The organism is Ochrobactrum sp. PL_is501 (genome assembly GCF_055816895.1).
On sequence record NZ_JBVPGR010000031.1, the window covers coordinates 1 to 17,279 of the forward strand.

Here is a 17,279-nt window from a genome sequence, read left to right on the forward strand (position 1 = left end):
GCTACCCTGACCCAACACCGCTTATCTGGCTGGCCTTTATCGGACTAGCAGCCCTGTTTGCACTTGCTGGCGGGGCACTGTTCTACCTCAGTTACCACCTCATTCGTGCAACTCTTTTCTATGTAGGTGTGCTATGACTTCTGACCTCATTACCCGCCTCTCCAAGCTAGACACGCCTGACAGGGAAGACATGATCCGGGAAGTTGTTTCCCACGGGTTCACCGAAAGTCAGGCACAAATCATCGTTGACAACCAGCTTCTCAAGAGAGGCGGCATCGCCCTCTTGCGCGCAAAGGAGGCATCGAATGCCTGATATCGTCGCAATCTTCCATGAGGCCGTGAAATCAGGATGGCCCGACTTTACCCGACGCAATGCCAGCGACTTTCTGCGGAGCTATTTCGGCAAAGAATATCGAAGCATCAGTTCAGAGCGGGCAAAGCTCGTCGCTCAAGAATATCTCGATGAATACGGCGTCGCAGCCGATTATCCGCAGGAGGCCAGCAAATGACCAACAAAGTTGTGCAGATACGTGAAGCCATGAGCATCGCGCAGGATATGACCAAGGCGGGTATTCTGTTCGTGGCCGTCCCGGTTCTCAGTGATGCGGATCATACGAAGCTGAAGCTTTTGCAGGCGTCGAGAGTGATGCAGATGGATCAGGAGGCCAGCAAGCCATGAACGAACGTAATTGGCGCGAAGCCAAAATCCCGCAGTGGGCAAAAGACAGCATCGAGAAGGAACTGGAACGCTCTGCCCTGTCATGGCCGAGTGAGCCGGACCCGACACCTTTACCGTTCGAATGGGGACCATACGACCGACTAAGGGGCGAGCCGGTACCGGGTGAATATTGGTGCTTCCACGGATGGACCGTGCATCACGTCTTCATCAGGAAGGCAGAGGGACGAACTTGGAAGGCTTGGGAGTTCTCTCGGGATGGAGAAAAATGGACCGACAGTATTCAGCGCGGTCCGCTGTTCGAAACCGCCCGCGATGCACACCTAGCGCACCTATGGGCTAAATGCCGTGAATGCGCTCGCGAACTTTCAATCATCCGAAGCAGGATGGAGGCCAACCATGCCGAGTAAGGAACACCTAGCGCTCAAGTTTGACATTTGCACGATCCTGCAAAGCGCCAAAACAGATGAAACGGCGAGAACCGCCGATCTCATCCTATCCACCGTCCGCGCCGCTCTACAGGAGCCGACAGAGGGGATGCTTCGAGCAGCAGAAGGCATATCTGTCTCTGGTCCATATCTCGACCACCTTGATACTGACTTGGTATGGGGCAGGATGCTCGCGGCCTCCGCACTTGGGGAGCAGAGCGAATGAAGCTGACGAAAGCTGAAAGGTTGACGATCAAACAGAAATTCGGCGGCAAGTGCGCTTATTGTGGTTGCGACCTTCCAGAAAAGGGATGGCACGTTGATCATGCGGAACCCGTCATTCGCAAGTCTCAATGGGAAAGCACTGGCTATGCAACAGGGCGGTTTGTTCCGACCGGCGAAGTCTTCCGCCCAGAGAACAACACCATTGAAAACCTCATGCCTGCCTGCGCGTCATGCAATCTCTATAAGTCTTCGATGAATATTGAAGGGCTTCGTTGGGAACTGGAACGACAGATCGAGCGTGCGCGAAAAACCAGTGTGAATTTTCGTCTGGCTGAAAAGTTCGGGCTTCTGACCGTCAATGAAACGGCAGTTGTTTTCCACTTCGAGCGGTATTCTGCCGGTCGCCAAGCCCTGAAAGGCGGTGGGGAATGAAGCTGACAAAGAACCAGATAAAGGCTTTGGAAACGATGGCTGGCAACCGGTTCGGGATTTCCGGCGACTTCATGCCAGCCACGCTGAAGCAGTTGTTCGCTATGGGTCTGATATCACGAGAGCCAAAAACAATTGGATGGGGTTACCGGTATCGCATCACCGAAGCAGGCCGCGCCGCACTGCGGGAAAGGGGCGCAGAATGACTGATGCTGAAACGGAACTGAAAATCCTTCAGACCGAACGTCATGCTGATGCGGAGTACATCGGTTTTCTGGAAGCAGAAATACTGAGATTGCGCAGCGCGATCATGGACGCACTAATGTTCGCTAAACAGCATTGGAAGCTGTCCGATGAAGCAACAGAAGCTCTTGAGCGCGCACTGCGGGAAAGGGAGTGAGGATGAATAAGCGCACCTTTGACCGTATCAAGGAAGGCTTAGACGAGTTGCGGGTAAACATTCCAGCAATCGTTGAAGACACGCTTCGCCGGTATCCGAAAACCATGGATGCACTGAAAAAGGCGGAAGAAGCGGAGAAGAAGGAGGCGGAGAAGTAATGTCACGTTCCACCCCAGTTGTTGCCGCCGCCCTTCGCTCGGGATGCACTGATGTGCGAGACGAGAAGCTGAACCTTCTTCGCACCGCATTTCGAGCAACGCAGCTTGTGCGCAAGGTCTTTGTACAGCGCGCCATGATCTGGGCCGAGCTTCTCAATCAAGGCGTCAATATCAAGCCGCTTTCTGTTGTGGCACCCGTTGCAGTACGCGGTAAGCATAAACCCGTACCGTTTGCAGTCGCCCAATGTCTCGTTTGTGCAGGATACCCGCATGACAGCCTCCAAGGCTGGCTGTCTTATACCGTGAACAATCAGAGAACAAATCACATTTGATGAGAGGAGATCGAAATGAGAATTCCACAAATCCGCGACCGCATCATTCAGATCGCCCACGCAACCAAAAACCCGGAGCTGGAAAGTTTGGCCAATAAGCTGACACGCCGGTCAGCGGTTAGGAAAGTCGGACCAAAAAGCCGCCGGATGACCCTGGAGCTTAAGCGGGACATCATCAATTACGCCAAGGCCAACCCAGACGCGGCACAGACCGAGATTGCGCATTACTTCAACGTCAATCAGGGTCGAGTGTCAGAAGCACTGCGAGGTGTGCGGCAGTAACAGCATACCAGCATCAGGGAGTTCTACTTTTCAACGTCAACCAAGGGCGGGCACCGGAGGCTTTGAGAGGTAAATACGATGACACATCAATACGCTTATCGCCCTGAAGATGTGGCGAAACTCTGGGGATGCTCATCCCGCCAGATACGGAACATGATCAATTCCGGCCAACTTGAAGCATTCCGTGTCGGGAAGCTTCTCCGAATTTCACCTTCAGCCGTGGAGGCTTATCAATGCCGAAATACCGTCTCGGTCAATTCCGAGGAAAATACTGCGCCGTCAGTTGGGAGGGCGGCACCCGCCGACGTTATACGCTTAAGACGACAGACAAGGCGGTAGCGCAGTCAGAAATAGACCGACTGAACCGGGAGGCTGAAACAGCCCCCGGTCAAACTGTTGATGTTTTGTGGGAAGCGTACCGAAAGGATAAGGAAGGCCGCGTCATTGCTGAACGCATGATCGACACATGGAAGGCCTTGAAAGGTACGTTTGAAGGGAGGGAAGCGGAAACTATCGGCGATGAAACGGTGCGTGATTACATCGCGATCAGACGCAAGCCTGATGAGAAATTTCCAAATGGCCGATCCGATGGAACCATATGGACCGAGCTAAATCATCTGCGGATTGTTTTATCTTGGGCAGAAAAGAAAGGCCGGATCAGCAAAGCGCCTCACATCGAGCAGGTGGCCAAGCCAGAACCTCGCGACAGATGGTTGACGAGGCAGGAAGTGAACTCGCTTAAGGACAATGCGACGACAGAGCACATTCGCCTGTTCATCATCCTGGCCATCGCTACCGGCGGTCGTAGAGACGCATTGCTTCAATTGACGTGGGATCGTGTGGATTTTGAAAGAGGCATTATCCACCTTGCCGATAAATCAAATGTCAGGCGCAAGGGTCGCGCCAGTGTACCAATGAATAAAACAATCAGGGCCGCACTTCAGGATGCCCGCCGTGCAGCAACATGCGAATATGTTATCGAATGGGATGGGAAGCCGATAAAGTCCGTCAAGAGGTCACTGGCTAAGACAGGAGAGAAGGCGAAAATCGACGGCGTGACAGCACACGTATTTCGGCACAGCGCTGCCGTGTGGATGGCAAGCGAAGGAATACCAATGGCAAAGATCGCCCAGTATCTAGGGCATTCAGACAGCCGGATTACAGAAAGGGTCTATGCCCGCTATTCCCCACACCACATGATGGATGCAGCGGAGGCATTAGAGCTTGATTTTGTTGCAATAAATGGTGGTCGCTATAGGGATTGAACCTATGACCTTCCCCGTGTGAAGGGGACGCTCTCCCGCTGAGCTAAGCGACCTATTGGTACAAATGAACCAGAAGTGTTTTCTAATTCACAAGCCTTAACAGTACGTTAGCTCTGCCGGATAACTCCCGTGTGAAGGGAGTGCTCTCCCGCTGAGCTACACGCCCGATGAGCGATGCTCAATCAAGGTGGTGCGGATATACTGGCCTGCGGCTGCATAAGTCAAGCATCTTACGCGCCGCTTCCCAAAGAGATTTTATCTTCTGCTCGTCTGTCTTTTCGGCAAAGAAAAACGGCAACCATCCAGCGATGATTGCCGTTCTGTTTTCATATGGCAAAGGATTTCAGAGCGCGGCCAGACGCGAATCCGCAGTCTTGTCGAATGCCTTCTGCAATCCGGAATCGCGGTCATAGACATCGCCATAGTAGCGAATCTGCCCGCTCGCATCCGGCCATGCCGTGAAGTAGGAAATATAGACCGGAACCGGCTCCTTCACCTTGATGCCGCGCTCGTTCTTGCCGAAGTATTTTTCAAGGTCGGCCACCGATGTTCCCATGACCGCAGCCGCCATGTCACGTGGGCGTTCCAGACGAATACAGCCATGGCTGAGTGCGCGCATGTCGCGGCTGAAATAGGATTTGGCCGGGGTGTCATGCATGTAGATATCATGCGCGTTGGGGAACAGAATCTTGAGTTCGCCCAGCGCATTGTCGAGGCTCGGCTTCTGACGAATACCGACATGGGCCTTGCCTGCGGCAACGGCACTCCAATTGACGGCGCTGGCCGAAACCTTCTTGCCGTCCGCGTAGACCTCATAGCCGTTGCGGTCGAGATAGCTCGTATCGCGCATGACCTTCGGCAGCATCTCGTTCAGGATGATAGAGCGTGGCACGCCCCATGACGGGTTGAAAACCACCGTCTGGACCTTGTTATAGAAGAAATAGGTCTGGTGGCTCGGAGAGCCGATGACCACATTCATGGCCAGCTTTTCTTTTCCGCCCTCGAAATATTCCGCGCGGTAAGCTGGCTGATTGACCATCACGTAACGGGTGCCGAAATCATGCGGCAGCCAGCGCAGGCGTTCCATGGAATAAAGGATGCGGTCGCGCTTGATGGAGGACTGCTCACCCTGAAGGGCGGAAAGTGTATTGCGGCCAATGACGCCATCCGGCGTGCTGCCAGAAAGCTTCTGGTAATCCTTGATTGCTGCAACCAGTTCAGGATCGTAGACGTCGCCGCTCGCATGCCGGTCCAGCACTTGCTGGTGGTCTGCCAGATAGCTTGCGGGCGCGTGTCTCGATATCAGGGCAACGACCTTGGTGAGCTGATCGTTCCTATCGCCCGGCTTGATAACGCCATTGAGCGAGATGCGGATCGGTTCGGCAGATGGCGGAGCGGCATTTGCCAGTTCGCGCTTCAAGGCTGCATATTGCGCATTGTCCGGCTGGAAGCCATGCAGATAGGTCGCGGGATCGCTTTCTGACGCCAGCCGTTCCAGAACCGCCTTCGGATCGACGCGGTTGCGCGGCAGGTCGTGGAATCCGCTCAGCCGGTCGGCGATGACACGCCCCTCACCTGCGTCGATAGCGTAACGCAGAGCGCGCGCCGACATGCGAATTTCAAATTCTGCAAGTTTCTGCTGGCGTTCGGCTCCCGCGGCAGCGTCGAAAGTGTCAGCCGGAATCGTGACCGCATATTCATCCGGGTTGAGCCCGTCCTCATCGGCTCGGGCGAAGAAGGCCGCGACGTTCTTGGCGCGGTCCAGCACCTTGTCATCAGCCGACCACATGAAGCTGCGCTTGCTGGAATAATAATCGACGATAGCCTGCGCTATCTCTTTTTCGGCCTTGACGTCGACGGACTTCAGATAGTCCACCGCCGCGTCGAATGCACGCTGGCCCGGTGTCTCCTCACGGGCCTGATGGCGGATCGGAGACATGCCCGATGTCAGCGGGTCTACAGGGGCAGGTTCGGTTGCGGCAGTGACGCGCATGTCGAGCGCGCTGAAATCGACATTGACCAGAGTATCGGGCTTATAATCGTAAATCTGCGGTCCCTTCACCGTCACGCGCTGCGCTGGCGGAACGCTGCGTGTCGCGGTCTTCGGGGTGGATGCGCGGGGAACCGCGACCGCTTTTGGGGCAGCCGCTTTCGGAGGTTGAGGCTGCGGCGCAACCACCTGCGGCGCGGGTTGCTGGCGGCGCTGCTGAAAAAGCTCCAACAACGAATTCGCGGCCTGGGCCTGCGCTGTGGGGAGAAACACCGAAGCTGCCAGGGCCAGCGCCGCTGCGCGACGGATCGTTAGTCCGCGCCCAGCGCTGCTCTTCTCATCTGTCTGCGAGTGTCTGGGAAACTGCATTTCAAACCGCCCAAATTGATGCGTTCGCTAAACAAGCGAATCCGTCCGAATCTCGCGCGTAGAATTTACCAATCTCGTATAGAAACTTTTAACGCTAATGCTTCCTGAAGCAATTTCGCGTTCTGCACCTATCACAATTGTTTGAGGCACCTTCTTGGGAGACGGACCCGGAATGCCTTGATGAACAAAGTGACGCAGTGGCATCCACTTCGCATCGCGCTAAAAGCCCCTCAGACTTTGGCTCCGGGCTCTCTTCGGGGCTTCGATCAATATATCGCGCGAGCCGGATTTACGACCATCTCCGGCTGGCGCAGCTGGCAAGCAAGCGAGGTACCGCGATGGCAGAAGCAAGCGCCGCCGATCTTTTCCCTCTTGGTGAAGACGACACCCCTTACCGCAAGCTGACTTCCGATCATGTCTCCGTCGATACGTTCAAGGGGCAGGAAATCCTGACGGTCGATCCGGAAGGGCTTCGCCTGCTTTCGGAAGCGGCTTTTGCCGACATCAACCATCTGCTGCGCCCCGGCCATCTTCAGCAGCTTGCCAAAATTCTCGAAGACCCTGAAGCGACCGACAACGACCGTTTCGTTGCCTACGATCTTCTGAAAAACGCCAATATCGCCGCTGGCGGCGTGCTGCCCATGTGTCAGGATACCGGCACGGCGATCATCATGGGCAAGAAAGGCCGTCGCGTCTGGACCGAAGGCGGCGATGCAGATGCGCTGGGCGCAGGTGTTCTCGATGCCTACAACAAGAAGAACCTGCGTTATTCGCAGCTCGCCCCTCTGTCGATGTTCGAGGAAAAGAACACCAAGAACAATCTGCCCGCGCAGATCGACATTTATGAAGAAGGCGAAGATGCCTATAAATTCCTGTTCGTTGCCAAAGGCGGCGGTTCGGCGAACAAGACGTTTCTCTATCAGGGAACACCGTCACTGCTGACGCACGACCGCATGATCGACTTCCTCAAGGACAAGATCCTGAGCCTCGGCACTGCCGCCTGCCCGCCTTACCATCTGGCAATCGTCATTGGCGGCACCTCGGCCGAGATGAACCTGAAGACGGTCAAGCTTGCCTCGACGCGCTATCTGGACAGCCTGCCGACCAAGGGTTCCGAAACCGGGCACGCCTTCCGCGACCTCGAAATGGAATCTGAAATCCATAAGCTGACGCAGTCGCTCGGTGTCGGCGCGCAGTTTGGCGGCAAATATTTCTGCCATGACGTGCGCGTCATTCGCCTGCCGCGCCACGGTGCTTCGCTGCCGATCGGCATCGGCGTTTCCTGCTCTGCGGACCGTCAGGCCAAGGGCAAGATCACCAAGGACGGCATCTTTCTGGAAAAGCTGGAAACCAATCCGGCCAAGTACATGCCGGATATCGACGAGGAAAAACTGTCGTCGCATGTGGTCAAGATCGACCTCAACCAGCCGATGCAGGACATTCTCAAGGAATTGTCGAAGCACCCGGTCAAGACCCGCCTGTCGCTCACCGGCCCCATCATCGTGGCGCGCGATCTGGCGCATGCCAAGATTCGCGAACGGCTTGAAAACGGCGAAGCCATGCCGGATTATTTCAAGAACCATCCGATCTATTATGCAGGTCCTGCCAAGACGCCAGCCGGTTATGCTTCCGGCTCGTTCGGGCCAACCACGGCTGGCCGCATGGATTCCTATGTGGACCAGTTCCAGTCCTTCGGCGGTTCGATGGTCATGCTCGCCAAGGGCAACCGTTCGCGCCAGGTGCGTGAGGCCTGCGGCCAGCACGGCGGCTTCTATCTGGGCTCCATCGGCGGTCCGGCTGCCCGCCTGGCGCAGGATTGCATCAAGAAGGTCGAAGTCGTCGAATATCCGGAACTCGGCATGGAAGCGATCTGGCGCATCGAAGTGGAAGATTTCCCCGCCTTCATCGTCATCGATGACAAGGGCAATGATTTCTTCAAGGAGCTCAATCTGGGTTAAAGCAATTCCAGCAAAAGTGCGAAGCGGTTTTGCGTAGGATAATGCGACGAAACAAACGCTTAGAGCACAGATTTGATTGAATCAGATCTGTGCGCTAAGCAAATGAAAGGGCGGCACGAGCCGCCCTTTTCGTTTCAGGCGTTTGCGCCGCCATCGACGGTAAGCGAAGCGCCCGACACGAAGCGTCCTTCGGGGCTTGCAAGCCAGGCCACCAGACTTGCAATATCGTCAGGAGAACCGAAGCTGCCGGTAGCGATGCGCTCGCGCTGCTGTTCGGCATGATCGCCACCGGCCGGGTTCATGTCGGTATCGGTGGAACCGGGGTGAACGACATTGACCGTAACGCCCTTCGGACCGAGATCGCGCGCCAGACCTTTCGTCAGACCGATCAAGGCCGCCTTGCTGGCCGCATAAAGGCTGATGCCCGGCCACGGCACGCTTTCCGCCAGATTGGAGCCGATGGTGATGACCCGCCCGCCAGCGCCAAGGTGCGGAGCGGCTGCGGAAACGGCGGCAAAGACGGCGCGGAAATTCACCGCCATCACATCATCGAAATCGGCAAGCGTAACTTCTTCCAACGGGGCCGCATGCCAGATACCGGCGCTATTGACCAATATATCCAGACGACCGAATTCCTTGACCATTGCTTCGATGGCCGCAGCAATCTGGCTGGCGTCGCGGTTATCAGCCTTCAATGCCAGCGCCTTGCCGCCATTGGCCACGATTTCCGAAACCACGGCATCGGCTTTTTCCTTGCCATTCACATAAGTGATGACAACTGCCGCGCCATCTTTTGCGAGCCTGCGCGCAATCGCAGCGCCTATGCCGCGGCTTCCACCGGTGACGAAGGCAACCTTTCCGTTCAGAGCTTCTGCTGGCATGCCATTTCCTTTCTGTATCGATTGATACATAATTGCTGACAGGCTTGCGCGGAACCGTCAAGCGATTTATTTAATGATCGATACAGAAAGGTTCAGACGTGGCAGAAAAAGGACGTCCCCGCAGCTTTGACCGTGAAACAGCGCTTCGGGCTGCGATGTTCGTATTCTGGGAGAAAGGTTTCGACGGCGCATCGCTGGCCGATCTGACGACGGCCATGGGCATCAACGCTCCCAGCCTCTATGCTGCATTCAAAAGCAAGGAGGAGCTATATCTGGAAGCCCTTGCGCTTTATGCGGGAGAAATTGGCGTTGAAATCTGGTCTAGCCTTGATGAAACGCCGAATGTCCGCACGGCTTTCGAGCGTTTCCTGTTCGCAACGATAGATGCCTATTGCCAGGAAACCGTGCCACGGGGCTGCATGATCACGCTGGACGCGCTGCATCGAACGCACTCAAGCGACAAGGTTTGCACCGTACTGCGCAGCCGCCGCCAGTCCAATATTGAAACCCTGAAGAAGCGGCTGGAACGCGGCGTTCGCGACGGAGATATTCCGACCTCCGTCAATTGCGAGGCAGTCGCTACCTTTTACGCGACGGTCCAGAACGGCATGTCTATTCTCGCGCGCGATGGCGGAACGCGCCGAGACCTCGCCGCAACAGCGATGGGCGCCATGGCTGCATGGGAGAAACTGGTTTTCTCCGAAGCATAATCAGGCAACCAGCCTCAATCTCGGGCTGTCATCAAGGTATTCCGCCACCAATGACGCCACCTCGGCGCTCGCGATGATGCGGCGATGCCCAAGGCCATCCGCCCAATGCACCGTCACATGAGAGCCCGCCTTGCCAGCCGCTTCCGCGCAGATAGCAGGAACTTCCTTGTCGTCACGTGCATGGATGACAAGCGTCGGTATCGTCATGCGGCGCAGGAGCACATCGGTATCGAAGTCCGAAATCGGGCGCGCGGCGATGTGACGGACCTGTTCCTTCATGGCGTGACGCGCGTCGCGGCCAAGCCCCAGCACTTTGCCGAAACCGTCAAAAACACCCGTCATCGAGTGCGGGGAAGCAATCGTCACCAGTTTGGCCGGGCGGTGTGAGCGGTAGCAACCGACAGAACCCGCAGCCGCATTGATGATGACCGCGCCACCGAATGAATGGCCGATCATCGCATCGAAGGGGCCATATTGACGCCAGGCCACATCAACGGCTGCGATTGCCTGGATCATGTTAAGCGTGTGCCCCGCCGATGCGCCATGGCCCGGAAGATCGATCGCAACAACCCGCTCGCCCCGCGCGACAAGCTCGCGGATGATCGTCATCATATCGGCCGCGCGCGATCCCCATCCGTGGACGACAAGCGAAGTTCTTCCCACATAAACGTCGGGTTCGAACAGATAGGTTGCGATAAGTCCGCGGTCGATGATCAGATCGAGCCGCTTTGCCTGACCGAGTTCCATGTTCGCTTTATGAAGACGCGCCGCATAGGCCTTGGTCTTCGGCTTGCGGCTTGGCGTTCGACAAAAAATCCTGAATGCGGCGCGGCCCGCTTTATCGGCATCAATGCGCCCGAGCACACCCAGGCCGAATCGCGTAACCTGCAAAGAGAACGATGTCATGACAGGGCCTCAATTATGTTCAATCCTGAACAAATAATTGTACAAGAATGAACAAAATGCAAGACGAAACGCAAAGACTGCCGTGGGATAATCCGCGCTTCAAGAACTGGATTGCCGTTGCGCGCGCAGGCAAGGCGGTGGAACGCGCCCTCGCCCAGGGGCTATCGACCTTCGATCTGAAGATCGCCGATCTCGATGTGCTGATGAATATTTATCGCCATCCCGGCGAATCCCAGCACGATCTTGCGCGCCGCATTCTTGTCGGGCGCTCCAACATCACCATGCTGCTGCCGAAGCTGGAAAAGCGCGGCCTGCTGGTGCGCGAGGGCGATCCGGCGGACAAGCGCGTGATGCGCCTGACCCTGACCGCCAAGGGCGAGAAGCTTCTGGGACACGCGCTGACAGTCTATACGGAACTGATTGACCGCGTCATGGCGCAATCGACAAATGCCCAGTGCAACGCGATGGGCGATGTGATGCGCCGCATCTGCGAAATGCTGGAGAAGGAATAGGTCAGCGGTCCCGCTTGAGCCCCTTCTGGGCAAGTTCATCGAGATAGGTTTGCCACAAAGTGTCCTTCTCGGTGCCGAGCTTGTGGAGATAGGTCCATGAAAACAGGCCGGTGTCGTGCATGTCGTCGAAGGTTATTCGGACGGCATAATTGCCGACCGGTTCGACCTTCATGATTTCGACATTGCGCTTGCCGCCGACCGTCACGCGCTGTTCCGGTGAATGACCCTGCACTTCAGCCGAAGGCGACAGCACACGCAGCAATTCGGCGGTCAGGTCGAACTTCTGGCCGTCATCAAACGCCACCGTCAGCAGCCTGCGGTCGTGCGAAACGCGCAATTCAGTCGGCCAGACCTCGCTCATAACCATTCTCCAGCTTGGATATTCGCCAGCTTTGATAGGCCCCGCGTTAAAATATCGCAATAGCCGCGATCATTATTGAAAGAGCTTCGTGCGCGCAAAACTGGACAATGCAGTCCGCAGGTCCTATTTCTAGGGAACGATGCGGACATTCCTCCGCACCAAGCGGAAACAACGGCTTATGATGTACACAAACCAAGTCCAGCCACTTGTTTCCCCGAATGGACCCATGATTGATCCTTTCGGGCGTGCCGTTACCTATCTTCGCGTTTCGGTGACGGACCGCTGCGATTTCCGCTGCACCTATTGCATGGCGGAACATATGACGTTCCTGCCCAAGAAGGACTTGCTGACGCTTGAGGAACTGGACCGCCTCTGCACCGCCTTTATCGACAAGGGCGTGCGGAAACTGCGTCTGACCGGCGGCGAACCTTTGGTACGCAAGAATATCATGCATCTCATCCGGCAGCTTTCGCGCCACCTGAAATCCGGCGCGCTGGATGAGCTGACTCTCACCACGAACGGATCGCAGCTCGCACGTTTTGCCGATGAGCTGGCGGATTGCGGCGTGCGGCGCATCAATGTCTCGCTGGACACACTCGATCCGGAAAAATTTCATCAGATCACCCGTTGGGGCGACCTGCCTCGGGTTCTGGAGGGAATTGAAGCCGCCCAGCGCGCCGGCATCCGCGTCAAGATCAATGCCGTCGCACTCAAGGATTTCAACGAGCACGAAATTCCTGAACTGATCCGCTGGGCGCATGGCCGCGGCATGGACATGACTCTCATCGAAACCATGCCGATGGGCGAGATAGAATTCGACCGTACAGACCAGTATCTGCCGCTCTCTGAAGTGCGCGAAGATCTGTCTCGGCAGTTCACCCTGTCCGACATCCCGTATCGCACGGGTGGCCCTGCCCGCTACGTGACGATTGAAGAAACGGGCGGACGGCTTGGCTTCATCACGCCGATGACCCACAATTTCTGCGAAAGCTGCAATCGCGTCCGCCTGACCTGCACCGGCATGCTTTATATGTGCCTTGGCCAGAACGACGATGCCGATCTGCGCAAGGCCCTGCGGGAAAGCGAAAGCGATCTTCTGCTCAGCCGGGCGATAGATGAGGCCATTTCGCGCAAGCCCAAGGGCCATGATTTCATCATCGACCGCGACCACAACCGTCCCGCCGTTGCCCGTCACATGAGCATGACCGGCGGTTAATCGATTTATACTTTACAGCGCCTTTTCGAGATGTGCTGTAAAGAGCGGACAGCCGAAATAATTGTCGCCGGATCGACTTTAAAACGGTATGGAGTTCTAAACTGGATTCTGTATCGTGCCGCAGTCATCAAATTTTCGAGCAAGTATTTTCATGCTTCTCGCCATGGGGACTTTTACCATTGGCGATGCGATCACAAAGTACCTCCTGACTGAAATGAACAGCGGACAGTACATGCTGGTCCGGGGCGTGTTCGCGACAACACTCATCGGTCTGCTTGCCTGGCGTCATGGGGCGCTGCGCAATCTGTCCCTTGAAAAGATGACACTTCTGCGCGTGGCTGGCGAAGTGGTGGCAACGGTGACCTATATTTATTCTTTGGGCCATCTCTCCCAGGCATTCTGTTCGGCGGTTTTTCAGGCCACCCCGCTCGTGGTGACGCTGGGAGCAGCCTTGTTTCTCAAAGAGAAGGTCGGCTGGCGCCGCTGGTCCTGTGTCCTGGTCGGATTTGTCGGCGTCCTGATTATCATCCGGCCTGGAATGAACGATTCGGCCAGCCTTGCAGCCGTAGCTGTTCTTCTGGCGAGCGTCTGTTTTGCGGCCACGCGCGACCTCGCCACACGTCGGGTGCCTGCACATGTGCCAACGCTTTTCCTATCGACGCTGACGGCGGGAGCGATAACGCTGACCGGTGGCGCCCTCACCATTCCCATGGGCGGATGGCAACCTCTCAACATTTCGGCTGTCGGAGCTATGGCCATTGCTGCCGTCCTGCTGCTTGCCGGCTATCACTTCATCATTCTGGCCATGCGGGAGGGCGAAGTCTCGTTCGTTTCACCGTTCCGTTATTCCAGCCTGCTCTGGGCAATCGGGCTCAGCACATTTGTCTTCGGCGAAGCGCCTGACTTATATACGATCTTGGGATCGGTGCTGGTGGTCGGGAGCGGCGTCTATATGGTCTATCGTGAGAATGTCTTGCAAAAGCGGGAACGCTACAAGAGCACGCTCGCGACGATCCCGACTGGCGTGGAACCTTCATGATCGCCGGAGCCATCATTGCCGGCGGGCTTTCCAGCCGTATGCAGGAAGGCGGCGTTGCGGGCGACAAGTTCCTTCAACCGCTCGGCACCGGCTCCGTTATTACCCACGTCATCAGACGGATCGAACCTCAGGTTCAAACTCTGGTCGTCAACGCGAACAGCAATGATTCCCGCCTGACCGATCTCGGCATACCCGTCATAAAAGACATCTCCGCTCAACATGGCGGCCCGCTGATCGGCATTCTGACGGCGTTGCTTCAGGCGCAAGCTTTTCCCCTGCTGCTGACAACAGCAGCCGATACGCCATTTCTGCCTCCCGATCTCGCGGACCGTCTTCTTTCACGTCGGAATGAGACCGGAGCGCGGGTTGTTCTTGCCAGTTCCCTGGAGCGGATTCATCCAATTTTCGGACTGTGGGAAACCGGCCTGGCAGATGAACTCTCCGCCTGGCTTGCAAGCACGAACAGGGCCAGCGTTCTGGCATTCGCTGAGCATATCGGCTTCGAGACAGTTGAATTTCCGCTTGCCTTGGCTGGCGATAGTTCGGAAACATATGATCCGTTTTTCAACATCAACCGGCCCGACGATCTTGTCGCCGCACGGAGACTGGCTGAGGGAATGGAATGAACCAGAAGCTTTTCGGCATTACCGGCTGGAAAAACTCCGGCAAGACGACAATGACCGAACGGCTGGTTACATGCCTCACTGCACGCGGATACCGTATCGCCACCATCAAGCACGCCCATCATGATTTCGACATCGATCATGAAGGAACTGATTCCTGGCGGCACCGAAAGGCGGGAGCGGCGGAAGTAGCGATAGTCTCGTCGCGGCGCTACGCGATCATGCATGAGAACATGGGCGAAAAAGAACCCTCCCTTTGGGAGATTGCCGCCAAGCTTGCGCCATGTGACCTGGTTCTGGTCGAAGGCTATAAGCTTGAAACGCACAAGAAAATCGAGCTGCGCCGCTCGGGCAGTCATGGAGGGCCGCCGCTTTCCGCCGACGATCCTAGCATTGTCGCCATTGCCAGCGACCAGCCGCAGCCCCAGGAAACGGCGCCGGTATTCGATATCAACGATATCGAGAAAATAGCCGATTTTATCGCTCGCGAGATGGCCCTTTGAGCAAAACCCTATAGTTGACCTTCCTGATGGTGAATTTTATCACATTCAGGCAAAATTATGCGGAAATCACCGAGATATCCACGCCCGAGACACACAATTTAATTACTCAGACCATCTTGCCAACAGTCTAAAATTGGTGGGAATATCACTCGCAGAATGGATGACCGAAACGGAAGCACGAAAAAATATTGCGCATGATCGGCTCAACCATCTAATGATAGGGATAAGGGGAATCCACCACCAAAAGTGCAATTTAAGGTTACATGGTCGTGCCTACCCCTTAAGCGGCTGAACCAGAAGAAATAATCAGGGAACCAGCCAGAACAAAACGAGAGGAACCACAATGCGCGTATTGAAGCGTATCGCCACTGCTGCATCGGTTGCAGCCCTGGCAATCACGATCGGCACGATGACTGCCGGTACAGCTAATGCGGAAGAGCCGCTCAAGCTCAAGATCGGCACGGAAGGTGCCTATCCTCCTTTCAATTTCATCAAGCCGGACGGTACCCTCTCGGGCTTCGACGTTGATATCGCCAAGGCACTTTGCGATGAAATGAAAGCGCAGTGCGAATTTGTCACCCAGGAATGGGATGGCGCAATTCCTGCCCTTCAGGCAGGCAAGTTCGATGCATTCATCGCCTCCATGTCCATCACCGAGGAGCGCAAGAAGCAGGTCGACTTCTCCAATAAATACTACAACACGCCTCCCGGCATTGCCGCTCCCAAAGACACAGACATCAAGGGCGTGACCAAGGAAGACCTCGCCGGAAAGACGATTGGCGTTCAGGTTTCCACCACACATTCCAACTATTCGGAAAAGACCTTCACCGACAGCACGATCAAGGCTTATCCCACGGCTGAAGAATATCGCCTTGATCTGGCCAATGGCCGTCTCGACGCGGCCAACGACGACAGCGTGACATTGGCCGAATGGCTGAAGTCGCCCGATGGCGCGTGCTGCAAGATGGTCGGCACTTTCCCGCCAGTTGTTGAAATCCACGGCCCGGGTGCTGGCGTTGCCTTCAAGAAGGGCCGTCCGGAACTGGTTGAAAAGTTCAACGCGGCCATCAAGGCGATCCGCGCGAACGGCAAGTACAAGGAAGTCAACGACAAGTACTTCGACTTCGATGCCTACGGCGCCGAAAACTAATCAGGACTGACACCTATGCGCCGATTTGCATTCCTGCAGATCGGCGCAAAACATTTGTACGGGCATGCCGCACAAGCCTGACCGGGTGAAATCCGGCAGGCGATAAAAACACAGGCAATTGCCTTTAGGAAAAGAATAGGCGCATGGAACATTACGCCACTCTGTTGAGTTTCGGCCCCGATGGTTGGGGAATCAGCATTGCCAACGGGCTTCTGGTAACTATCGCACTGGCTCTCGCGACGCTTCCTGTTGGGCTCGCACTTGGGTTTCTGGTGGCTGTCGGCAAACAATCCGCCGAGCCGTCGATACGGCTCGCAGCAAACATCTACACGACGATCTTTCGTGGCTTGCCCGAGCTTCTGACCCTCTTTCTCGTATATTTCGGGGCGTCACTCGGGCTGCAACGGCTTTTGAGCCTGTTCGGCGTCGATGCCAATGTGGAAATCAATGCCTTCGGCGCCGGTATGGTCGCACTGGGCTTTGTCTTCTCGTCCTATTCGAGCGAAGTCTTCCTTTCGGCGTTCCGGGCGATCCCGCGCGGCCAATATGAAGGCGGTTATGCTGTTGGCCTGTCTCACTGGCAGACGATGCGCAAGGTGATCCTGCCGCAGCTGATCCGCATCGCCCTGCCCGGCCTTGCCAATCTGTGGCTGGTGCTTCTCAAGGACACATCGCTGGTTTCTGTCATCACTCTCTCAGATATCCTGCGGCAAACCTCCATTGCGGCGCGCGTGACCAAGGAGCCGTTTCTGTTCTTCGGCATAGCCTGCCTGCTCTATCTGGCTCTCGCAATCATCTCGTCCTACTTTATCGACCGCATTGCCCGATGGGCTGATGCAGGCGCCAACCGTTCGCGAGGTGCGTGA

25 protein-coding genes and 1 tRNA gene are annotated in these 17,279 nt (G+C 56.1%); 21 read left to right on the forward strand and 5 right to left on the reverse strand.

Annotated features, from left to right (window positions below; genetic code table 11):
- Positions 1 to 133: 133 nt before the first annotated feature.
- The 12 genes from AC0TOF_RS05745 to AC0TOF_RS05800 all read left to right on the forward strand — a co-directional run bounded on the left by AC0TOF_RS05745 (position 134) and on the right by AC0TOF_RS05800 (position 4,195).
- The gene (locus AC0TOF_RS05745; RefSeq protein WP_473767515.1) at positions 134 to 313 is read left to right on the forward strand and encodes a hypothetical protein; all 180 of its coding nucleotides are present in this window, start codon (positions 134 to 136) and stop codon (positions 311 to 313) included.
- Positions 306 to 509 (forward strand): hypothetical protein, encoded by a 204-nt coding sequence (locus AC0TOF_RS05750; protein WP_473767516.1) that lies wholly within the window; start codon positions 306 to 308, stop codon positions 507 to 509. The genes AC0TOF_RS05745 and AC0TOF_RS05750 overlap by 8 nt, the downstream gene beginning before the upstream one ends.
- Positions 506 to 679: a DUF1382 family protein gene (locus AC0TOF_RS05755; protein WP_473767517.1), complete on the forward strand. Its 174-nt coding sequence runs from the start codon at positions 506 to 508 to the stop codon at positions 677 to 679. Before AC0TOF_RS05750 ends, AC0TOF_RS05755 begins: the two co-directional genes overlap by 4 nt.
- Positions 676 to 1,086, forward strand: a complete 411-nt coding sequence (locus tag AC0TOF_RS05760) for a hypothetical protein (protein WP_473767518.1) — start codon at positions 676 to 678, stop codon at positions 1,084 to 1,086. Before AC0TOF_RS05755 ends, AC0TOF_RS05760 begins: the two co-directional genes overlap by 4 nt.
- 240 nt (positions 1,087 to 1,326) lie before the next feature.
- Complete coding sequence (locus AC0TOF_RS05765) at positions 1,327 to 1,761, forward strand: HNH endonuclease (protein WP_418459862.1); 435 nt, start codon at positions 1,327 to 1,329, stop codon at positions 1,759 to 1,761.
- Entirely contained in the window at positions 1,758 to 1,964 is a 207-nt protein-coding gene (locus tag AC0TOF_RS05770) for a hypothetical protein (RefSeq protein ID WP_473767519.1), read from the forward strand. Before AC0TOF_RS05765 ends, AC0TOF_RS05770 begins: the two co-directional genes overlap by 4 nt.
- Entirely contained in the window at positions 1,961 to 2,158 is a 198-nt protein-coding gene (locus tag AC0TOF_RS05775; protein ID WP_144897180.1) for a hypothetical protein, read from the forward strand. The genes AC0TOF_RS05770 and AC0TOF_RS05775 overlap by 4 nt, the downstream gene beginning before the upstream one ends.
- A gap of 2 nt (positions 2,159 to 2,160) precedes the next feature.
- Complete coding sequence (locus AC0TOF_RS05780) at positions 2,161 to 2,316, forward strand: hypothetical protein (RefSeq protein ID WP_473767520.1); 156 nt, start codon at positions 2,161 to 2,163, stop codon at positions 2,314 to 2,316.
- Positions 2,316 to 2,648 carry a hypothetical protein gene (locus AC0TOF_RS05785; protein ID WP_473767521.1) on the forward strand — a complete coding sequence of 111 codons (333 nt, stop codon included), beginning with the start codon at positions 2,316 to 2,318 and terminating at the stop codon, positions 2,646 to 2,648. Before AC0TOF_RS05780 ends, AC0TOF_RS05785 begins: the two co-directional genes overlap by 1 nt.
- Before the next feature lie 15 nt (positions 2,649 to 2,663).
- Positions 2,664 to 2,930 (forward strand): hypothetical protein, encoded by a 267-nt coding sequence (locus AC0TOF_RS05790; RefSeq protein WP_473767522.1) that lies wholly within the window; start codon positions 2,664 to 2,666, stop codon positions 2,928 to 2,930.
- A gap of 78 nt (positions 2,931 to 3,008) precedes the next feature.
- Entirely contained in the window at positions 3,009 to 3,269 is a 261-nt protein-coding gene (locus tag AC0TOF_RS05795) for a helix-turn-helix domain-containing protein (RefSeq protein ID WP_473767523.1), read from the forward strand.
- Entirely contained in the window at positions 3,164 to 4,195 is a 1,032-nt protein-coding gene (locus AC0TOF_RS05800) for a tyrosine-type recombinase/integrase (RefSeq protein WP_473767524.1), read from the forward strand. Before AC0TOF_RS05795 ends, AC0TOF_RS05800 begins: the two co-directional genes overlap by 106 nt.
- Here AC0TOF_RS05800 and AC0TOF_RS05805 read toward each other — a convergent pair.
- Together AC0TOF_RS05805 and AC0TOF_RS05810 are read right to left on the reverse strand one after the other, a co-directional pair.
- A tRNA-Val gene (locus tag AC0TOF_RS05805) sits at positions 4,174 to 4,248 on the reverse strand. The genes AC0TOF_RS05800 and AC0TOF_RS05805 overlap by 22 nt on opposite strands.
- Positions 4,249 to 4,538: 290 nt before the next feature.
- On the reverse strand, positions 4,539 to 6,554 hold the full coding sequence (locus AC0TOF_RS05810; RefSeq protein WP_473767525.1) for a L,D-transpeptidase family protein: 2,016 nt from the start codon (positions 6,552 to 6,554) through the stop codon (positions 4,539 to 4,541).
- Positions 6,555 to 6,892: 338 nt separating this feature from the next.
- On the opposite strand from AC0TOF_RS05810, the gene AC0TOF_RS05815 reads away from it, so the two are divergent.
- Positions 6,893 to 8,512, forward strand: a complete 1,620-nt coding sequence (locus AC0TOF_RS05815; protein WP_473767526.1) for a fumarate hydratase — start codon at positions 6,893 to 6,895, stop codon at positions 8,510 to 8,512.
- Positions 8,513 to 8,646: 134 nt separating this feature from the next.
- On the opposite strand, the gene AC0TOF_RS05820 is transcribed toward AC0TOF_RS05815, so the two are convergent.
- A complete protein-coding gene (locus AC0TOF_RS05820; RefSeq protein WP_473767527.1) occupies positions 8,647 to 9,393 on the reverse strand; it encodes an SDR family NAD(P)-dependent oxidoreductase in 747 nt (248 codons plus the stop codon).
- A gap of 98 nt (positions 9,394 to 9,491) precedes the next feature.
- Here AC0TOF_RS05820 and AC0TOF_RS05825 point away from each other — a divergent pair, with 98 nt between their 5' ends.
- Complete coding sequence (locus tag AC0TOF_RS05825; protein ID WP_473767528.1) at positions 9,492 to 10,103, forward strand: TetR/AcrR family transcriptional regulator; 612 nt, start codon at positions 9,492 to 9,494, stop codon at positions 10,101 to 10,103.
- Here AC0TOF_RS05825 and AC0TOF_RS05830 read toward each other — a convergent pair whose 3' ends face one another.
- Positions 10,104 to 11,009, reverse strand: coding sequence for an alpha/beta fold hydrolase (locus tag AC0TOF_RS05830; protein WP_473767529.1), 906 nt, complete (start codon positions 11,007 to 11,009; stop codon positions 10,104 to 10,106).
- A 47-nt stretch (positions 11,010 to 11,056) separates the two neighbouring features.
- Here AC0TOF_RS05830 and AC0TOF_RS05835 point away from each other — a divergent pair, with 47 nt between their 5' ends.
- On the forward strand, positions 11,057 to 11,521 hold the full coding sequence (locus AC0TOF_RS05835; RefSeq protein ID WP_122000221.1) for a MarR family transcriptional regulator: 465 nt from the start codon (positions 11,057 to 11,059) through the stop codon (positions 11,519 to 11,521).
- Position 11,522: 1 nt separating this feature from the next.
- Here AC0TOF_RS05835 and AC0TOF_RS05840 read toward each other — a convergent pair whose 3' ends face one another.
- The gene (locus AC0TOF_RS05840) at positions 11,523 to 11,882 is read right to left on the reverse strand and encodes a gamma-butyrobetaine hydroxylase family protein (RefSeq protein WP_473767530.1); all 360 of its coding nucleotides are present in this window, start codon (positions 11,880 to 11,882) and stop codon (positions 11,523 to 11,525) included.
- 181 nt (positions 11,883 to 12,063) lie between these two features.
- On the opposite strand from AC0TOF_RS05840, the gene moaA reads away from it, so the two are divergent.
- The 6 genes from moaA to AC0TOF_RS05870 all read left to right on the forward strand — a co-directional run bounded on the left by moaA (position 12,064) and on the right by AC0TOF_RS05870 (position 17,279).
- On the forward strand, positions 12,064 to 13,098 hold the full coding sequence (gene moaA, locus AC0TOF_RS05845; protein ID WP_473767668.1) for a GTP 3',8-cyclase MoaA: 1,035 nt from the start codon (positions 12,064 to 12,066) through the stop codon (positions 13,096 to 13,098).
- 151 nt (positions 13,099 to 13,249) lie between these two features.
- Positions 13,250 to 14,137 carry a DMT family transporter gene (locus AC0TOF_RS05850; protein ID WP_473767531.1) on the forward strand — a complete coding sequence of 296 codons (888 nt, stop codon included), beginning with the start codon at positions 13,250 to 13,252 and terminating at the stop codon, positions 14,135 to 14,137.
- Positions 14,134 to 14,763, forward strand: coding sequence for a molybdenum cofactor guanylyltransferase MobA (mobA, locus tag AC0TOF_RS05855; RefSeq protein ID WP_473767532.1), 630 nt, complete (start codon positions 14,134 to 14,136; stop codon positions 14,761 to 14,763). Before AC0TOF_RS05850 ends, mobA begins: the two co-directional genes overlap by 4 nt.
- On the forward strand, positions 14,760 to 15,263 hold the full coding sequence (mobB, locus tag AC0TOF_RS05860) for a molybdopterin-guanine dinucleotide biosynthesis protein B (RefSeq protein WP_473767533.1): 504 nt from the start codon (positions 14,760 to 14,762) through the stop codon (positions 15,261 to 15,263). Before mobA ends, mobB begins: the two co-directional genes overlap by 4 nt.
- Before the next feature lie 343 nt (positions 15,264 to 15,606).
- A complete protein-coding gene (locus tag AC0TOF_RS05865; protein WP_473767534.1) occupies positions 15,607 to 16,413 on the forward strand; it encodes an ABC transporter substrate-binding protein in 807 nt (268 codons plus the stop codon).
- 143 nt (positions 16,414 to 16,556) lie between these two features.
- The gene (locus tag AC0TOF_RS05870; RefSeq protein WP_122000214.1) at positions 16,557 to 17,279 is read left to right on the forward strand and encodes an ABC transporter permease; all 723 of its coding nucleotides are present in this window, start codon (positions 16,557 to 16,559) and stop codon (positions 17,277 to 17,279) included.

Coding starts and splice junctions, on each gene's coding strand:
- AC0TOF_RS05745 (WP_473767515.1), top strand. CDS start 134: ATGACTTCTGACCTCATTACCCGCCTCTCCAAGCTAGACACGCCTGAC.
- AC0TOF_RS05750 (WP_473767516.1), top strand. CDS start 306: ATGCCTGATATCGTCGCAATCTTCCATGAGGCCGTGAAATCAGGATGG.
- AC0TOF_RS05755 (WP_473767517.1), top strand. CDS start 506: ATGACCAACAAAGTTGTGCAGATACGTGAAGCCATGAGCATCGCGCAG.
- AC0TOF_RS05760 (WP_473767518.1), top strand. CDS start 676: ATGAACGAACGTAATTGGCGCGAAGCCAAAATCCCGCAGTGGGCAAAA.
- AC0TOF_RS05765 (WP_418459862.1), top strand. CDS start 1,327: ATGAAGCTGACGAAAGCTGAAAGGTTGACGATCAAACAGAAATTCGGC.
- AC0TOF_RS05770 (WP_473767519.1), top strand. CDS start 1,758: ATGAAGCTGACAAAGAACCAGATAAAGGCTTTGGAAACGATGGCTGGC.
- AC0TOF_RS05775 (WP_144897180.1), top strand. CDS start 1,961: ATGACTGATGCTGAAACGGAACTGAAAATCCTTCAGACCGAACGTCAT.
- AC0TOF_RS05780 (WP_473767520.1), top strand. CDS start 2,161: ATGAATAAGCGCACCTTTGACCGTATCAAGGAAGGCTTAGACGAGTTG.
- AC0TOF_RS05785 (WP_473767521.1), top strand. CDS start 2,316: ATGTCACGTTCCACCCCAGTTGTTGCCGCCGCCCTTCGCTCGGGATGC.
- AC0TOF_RS05790 (WP_473767522.1), top strand. CDS start 2,664: ATGAGAATTCCACAAATCCGCGACCGCATCATTCAGATCGCCCACGCA.
- AC0TOF_RS05795 (WP_473767523.1), top strand. CDS start 3,009: ATGACACATCAATACGCTTATCGCCCTGAAGATGTGGCGAAACTCTGG.
- AC0TOF_RS05800 (WP_473767524.1), top strand. CDS start 3,164: ATGCCGAAATACCGTCTCGGTCAATTCCGAGGAAAATACTGCGCCGTC.
- AC0TOF_RS05810 (WP_473767525.1), bottom strand. CDS start 6,554: ATGCAGTTTCCCAGACACTCGCAGACAGATGAGAAGAGCAGCGCTGGG.
- AC0TOF_RS05815 (WP_473767526.1), top strand. CDS start 6,893: ATGGCAGAAGCAAGCGCCGCCGATCTTTTCCCTCTTGGTGAAGACGAC.
- AC0TOF_RS05820 (WP_473767527.1), bottom strand. CDS start 9,393: ATGCCAGCAGAAGCTCTGAACGGAAAGGTTGCCTTCGTCACCGGTGGA.
- AC0TOF_RS05830 (WP_473767529.1), bottom strand. CDS start 11,009: ATGACATCGTTCTCTTTGCAGGTTACGCGATTCGGCCTGGGTGTGCTC.
- AC0TOF_RS05835 (WP_122000221.1), top strand. CDS start 11,057: ATGAACAAAATGCAAGACGAAACGCAAAGACTGCCGTGGGATAATCCG.
- AC0TOF_RS05840 (WP_473767530.1), bottom strand. CDS start 11,882: ATGAGCGAGGTCTGGCCGACTGAATTGCGCGTTTCGCACGACCGCAGG.
- moaA (WP_473767668.1), top strand. CDS start 12,064: ATGTACACAAACCAAGTCCAGCCACTTGTTTCCCCGAATGGACCCATG.
- AC0TOF_RS05850 (WP_473767531.1), top strand. CDS start 13,250: ATGCTTCTCGCCATGGGGACTTTTACCATTGGCGATGCGATCACAAAG.
- mobA (WP_473767532.1), top strand. CDS start 14,134: ATGATCGCCGGAGCCATCATTGCCGGCGGGCTTTCCAGCCGTATGCAG.
- mobB (WP_473767533.1), top strand. CDS start 14,760: ATGAACCAGAAGCTTTTCGGCATTACCGGCTGGAAAAACTCCGGCAAG.
- AC0TOF_RS05865 (WP_473767534.1), top strand. CDS start 15,607: ATGCGCGTATTGAAGCGTATCGCCACTGCTGCATCGGTTGCAGCCCTG.
- AC0TOF_RS05870 (WP_122000214.1), top strand. CDS start 16,557: ATGGAACATTACGCCACTCTGTTGAGTTTCGGCCCCGATGGTTGGGGA.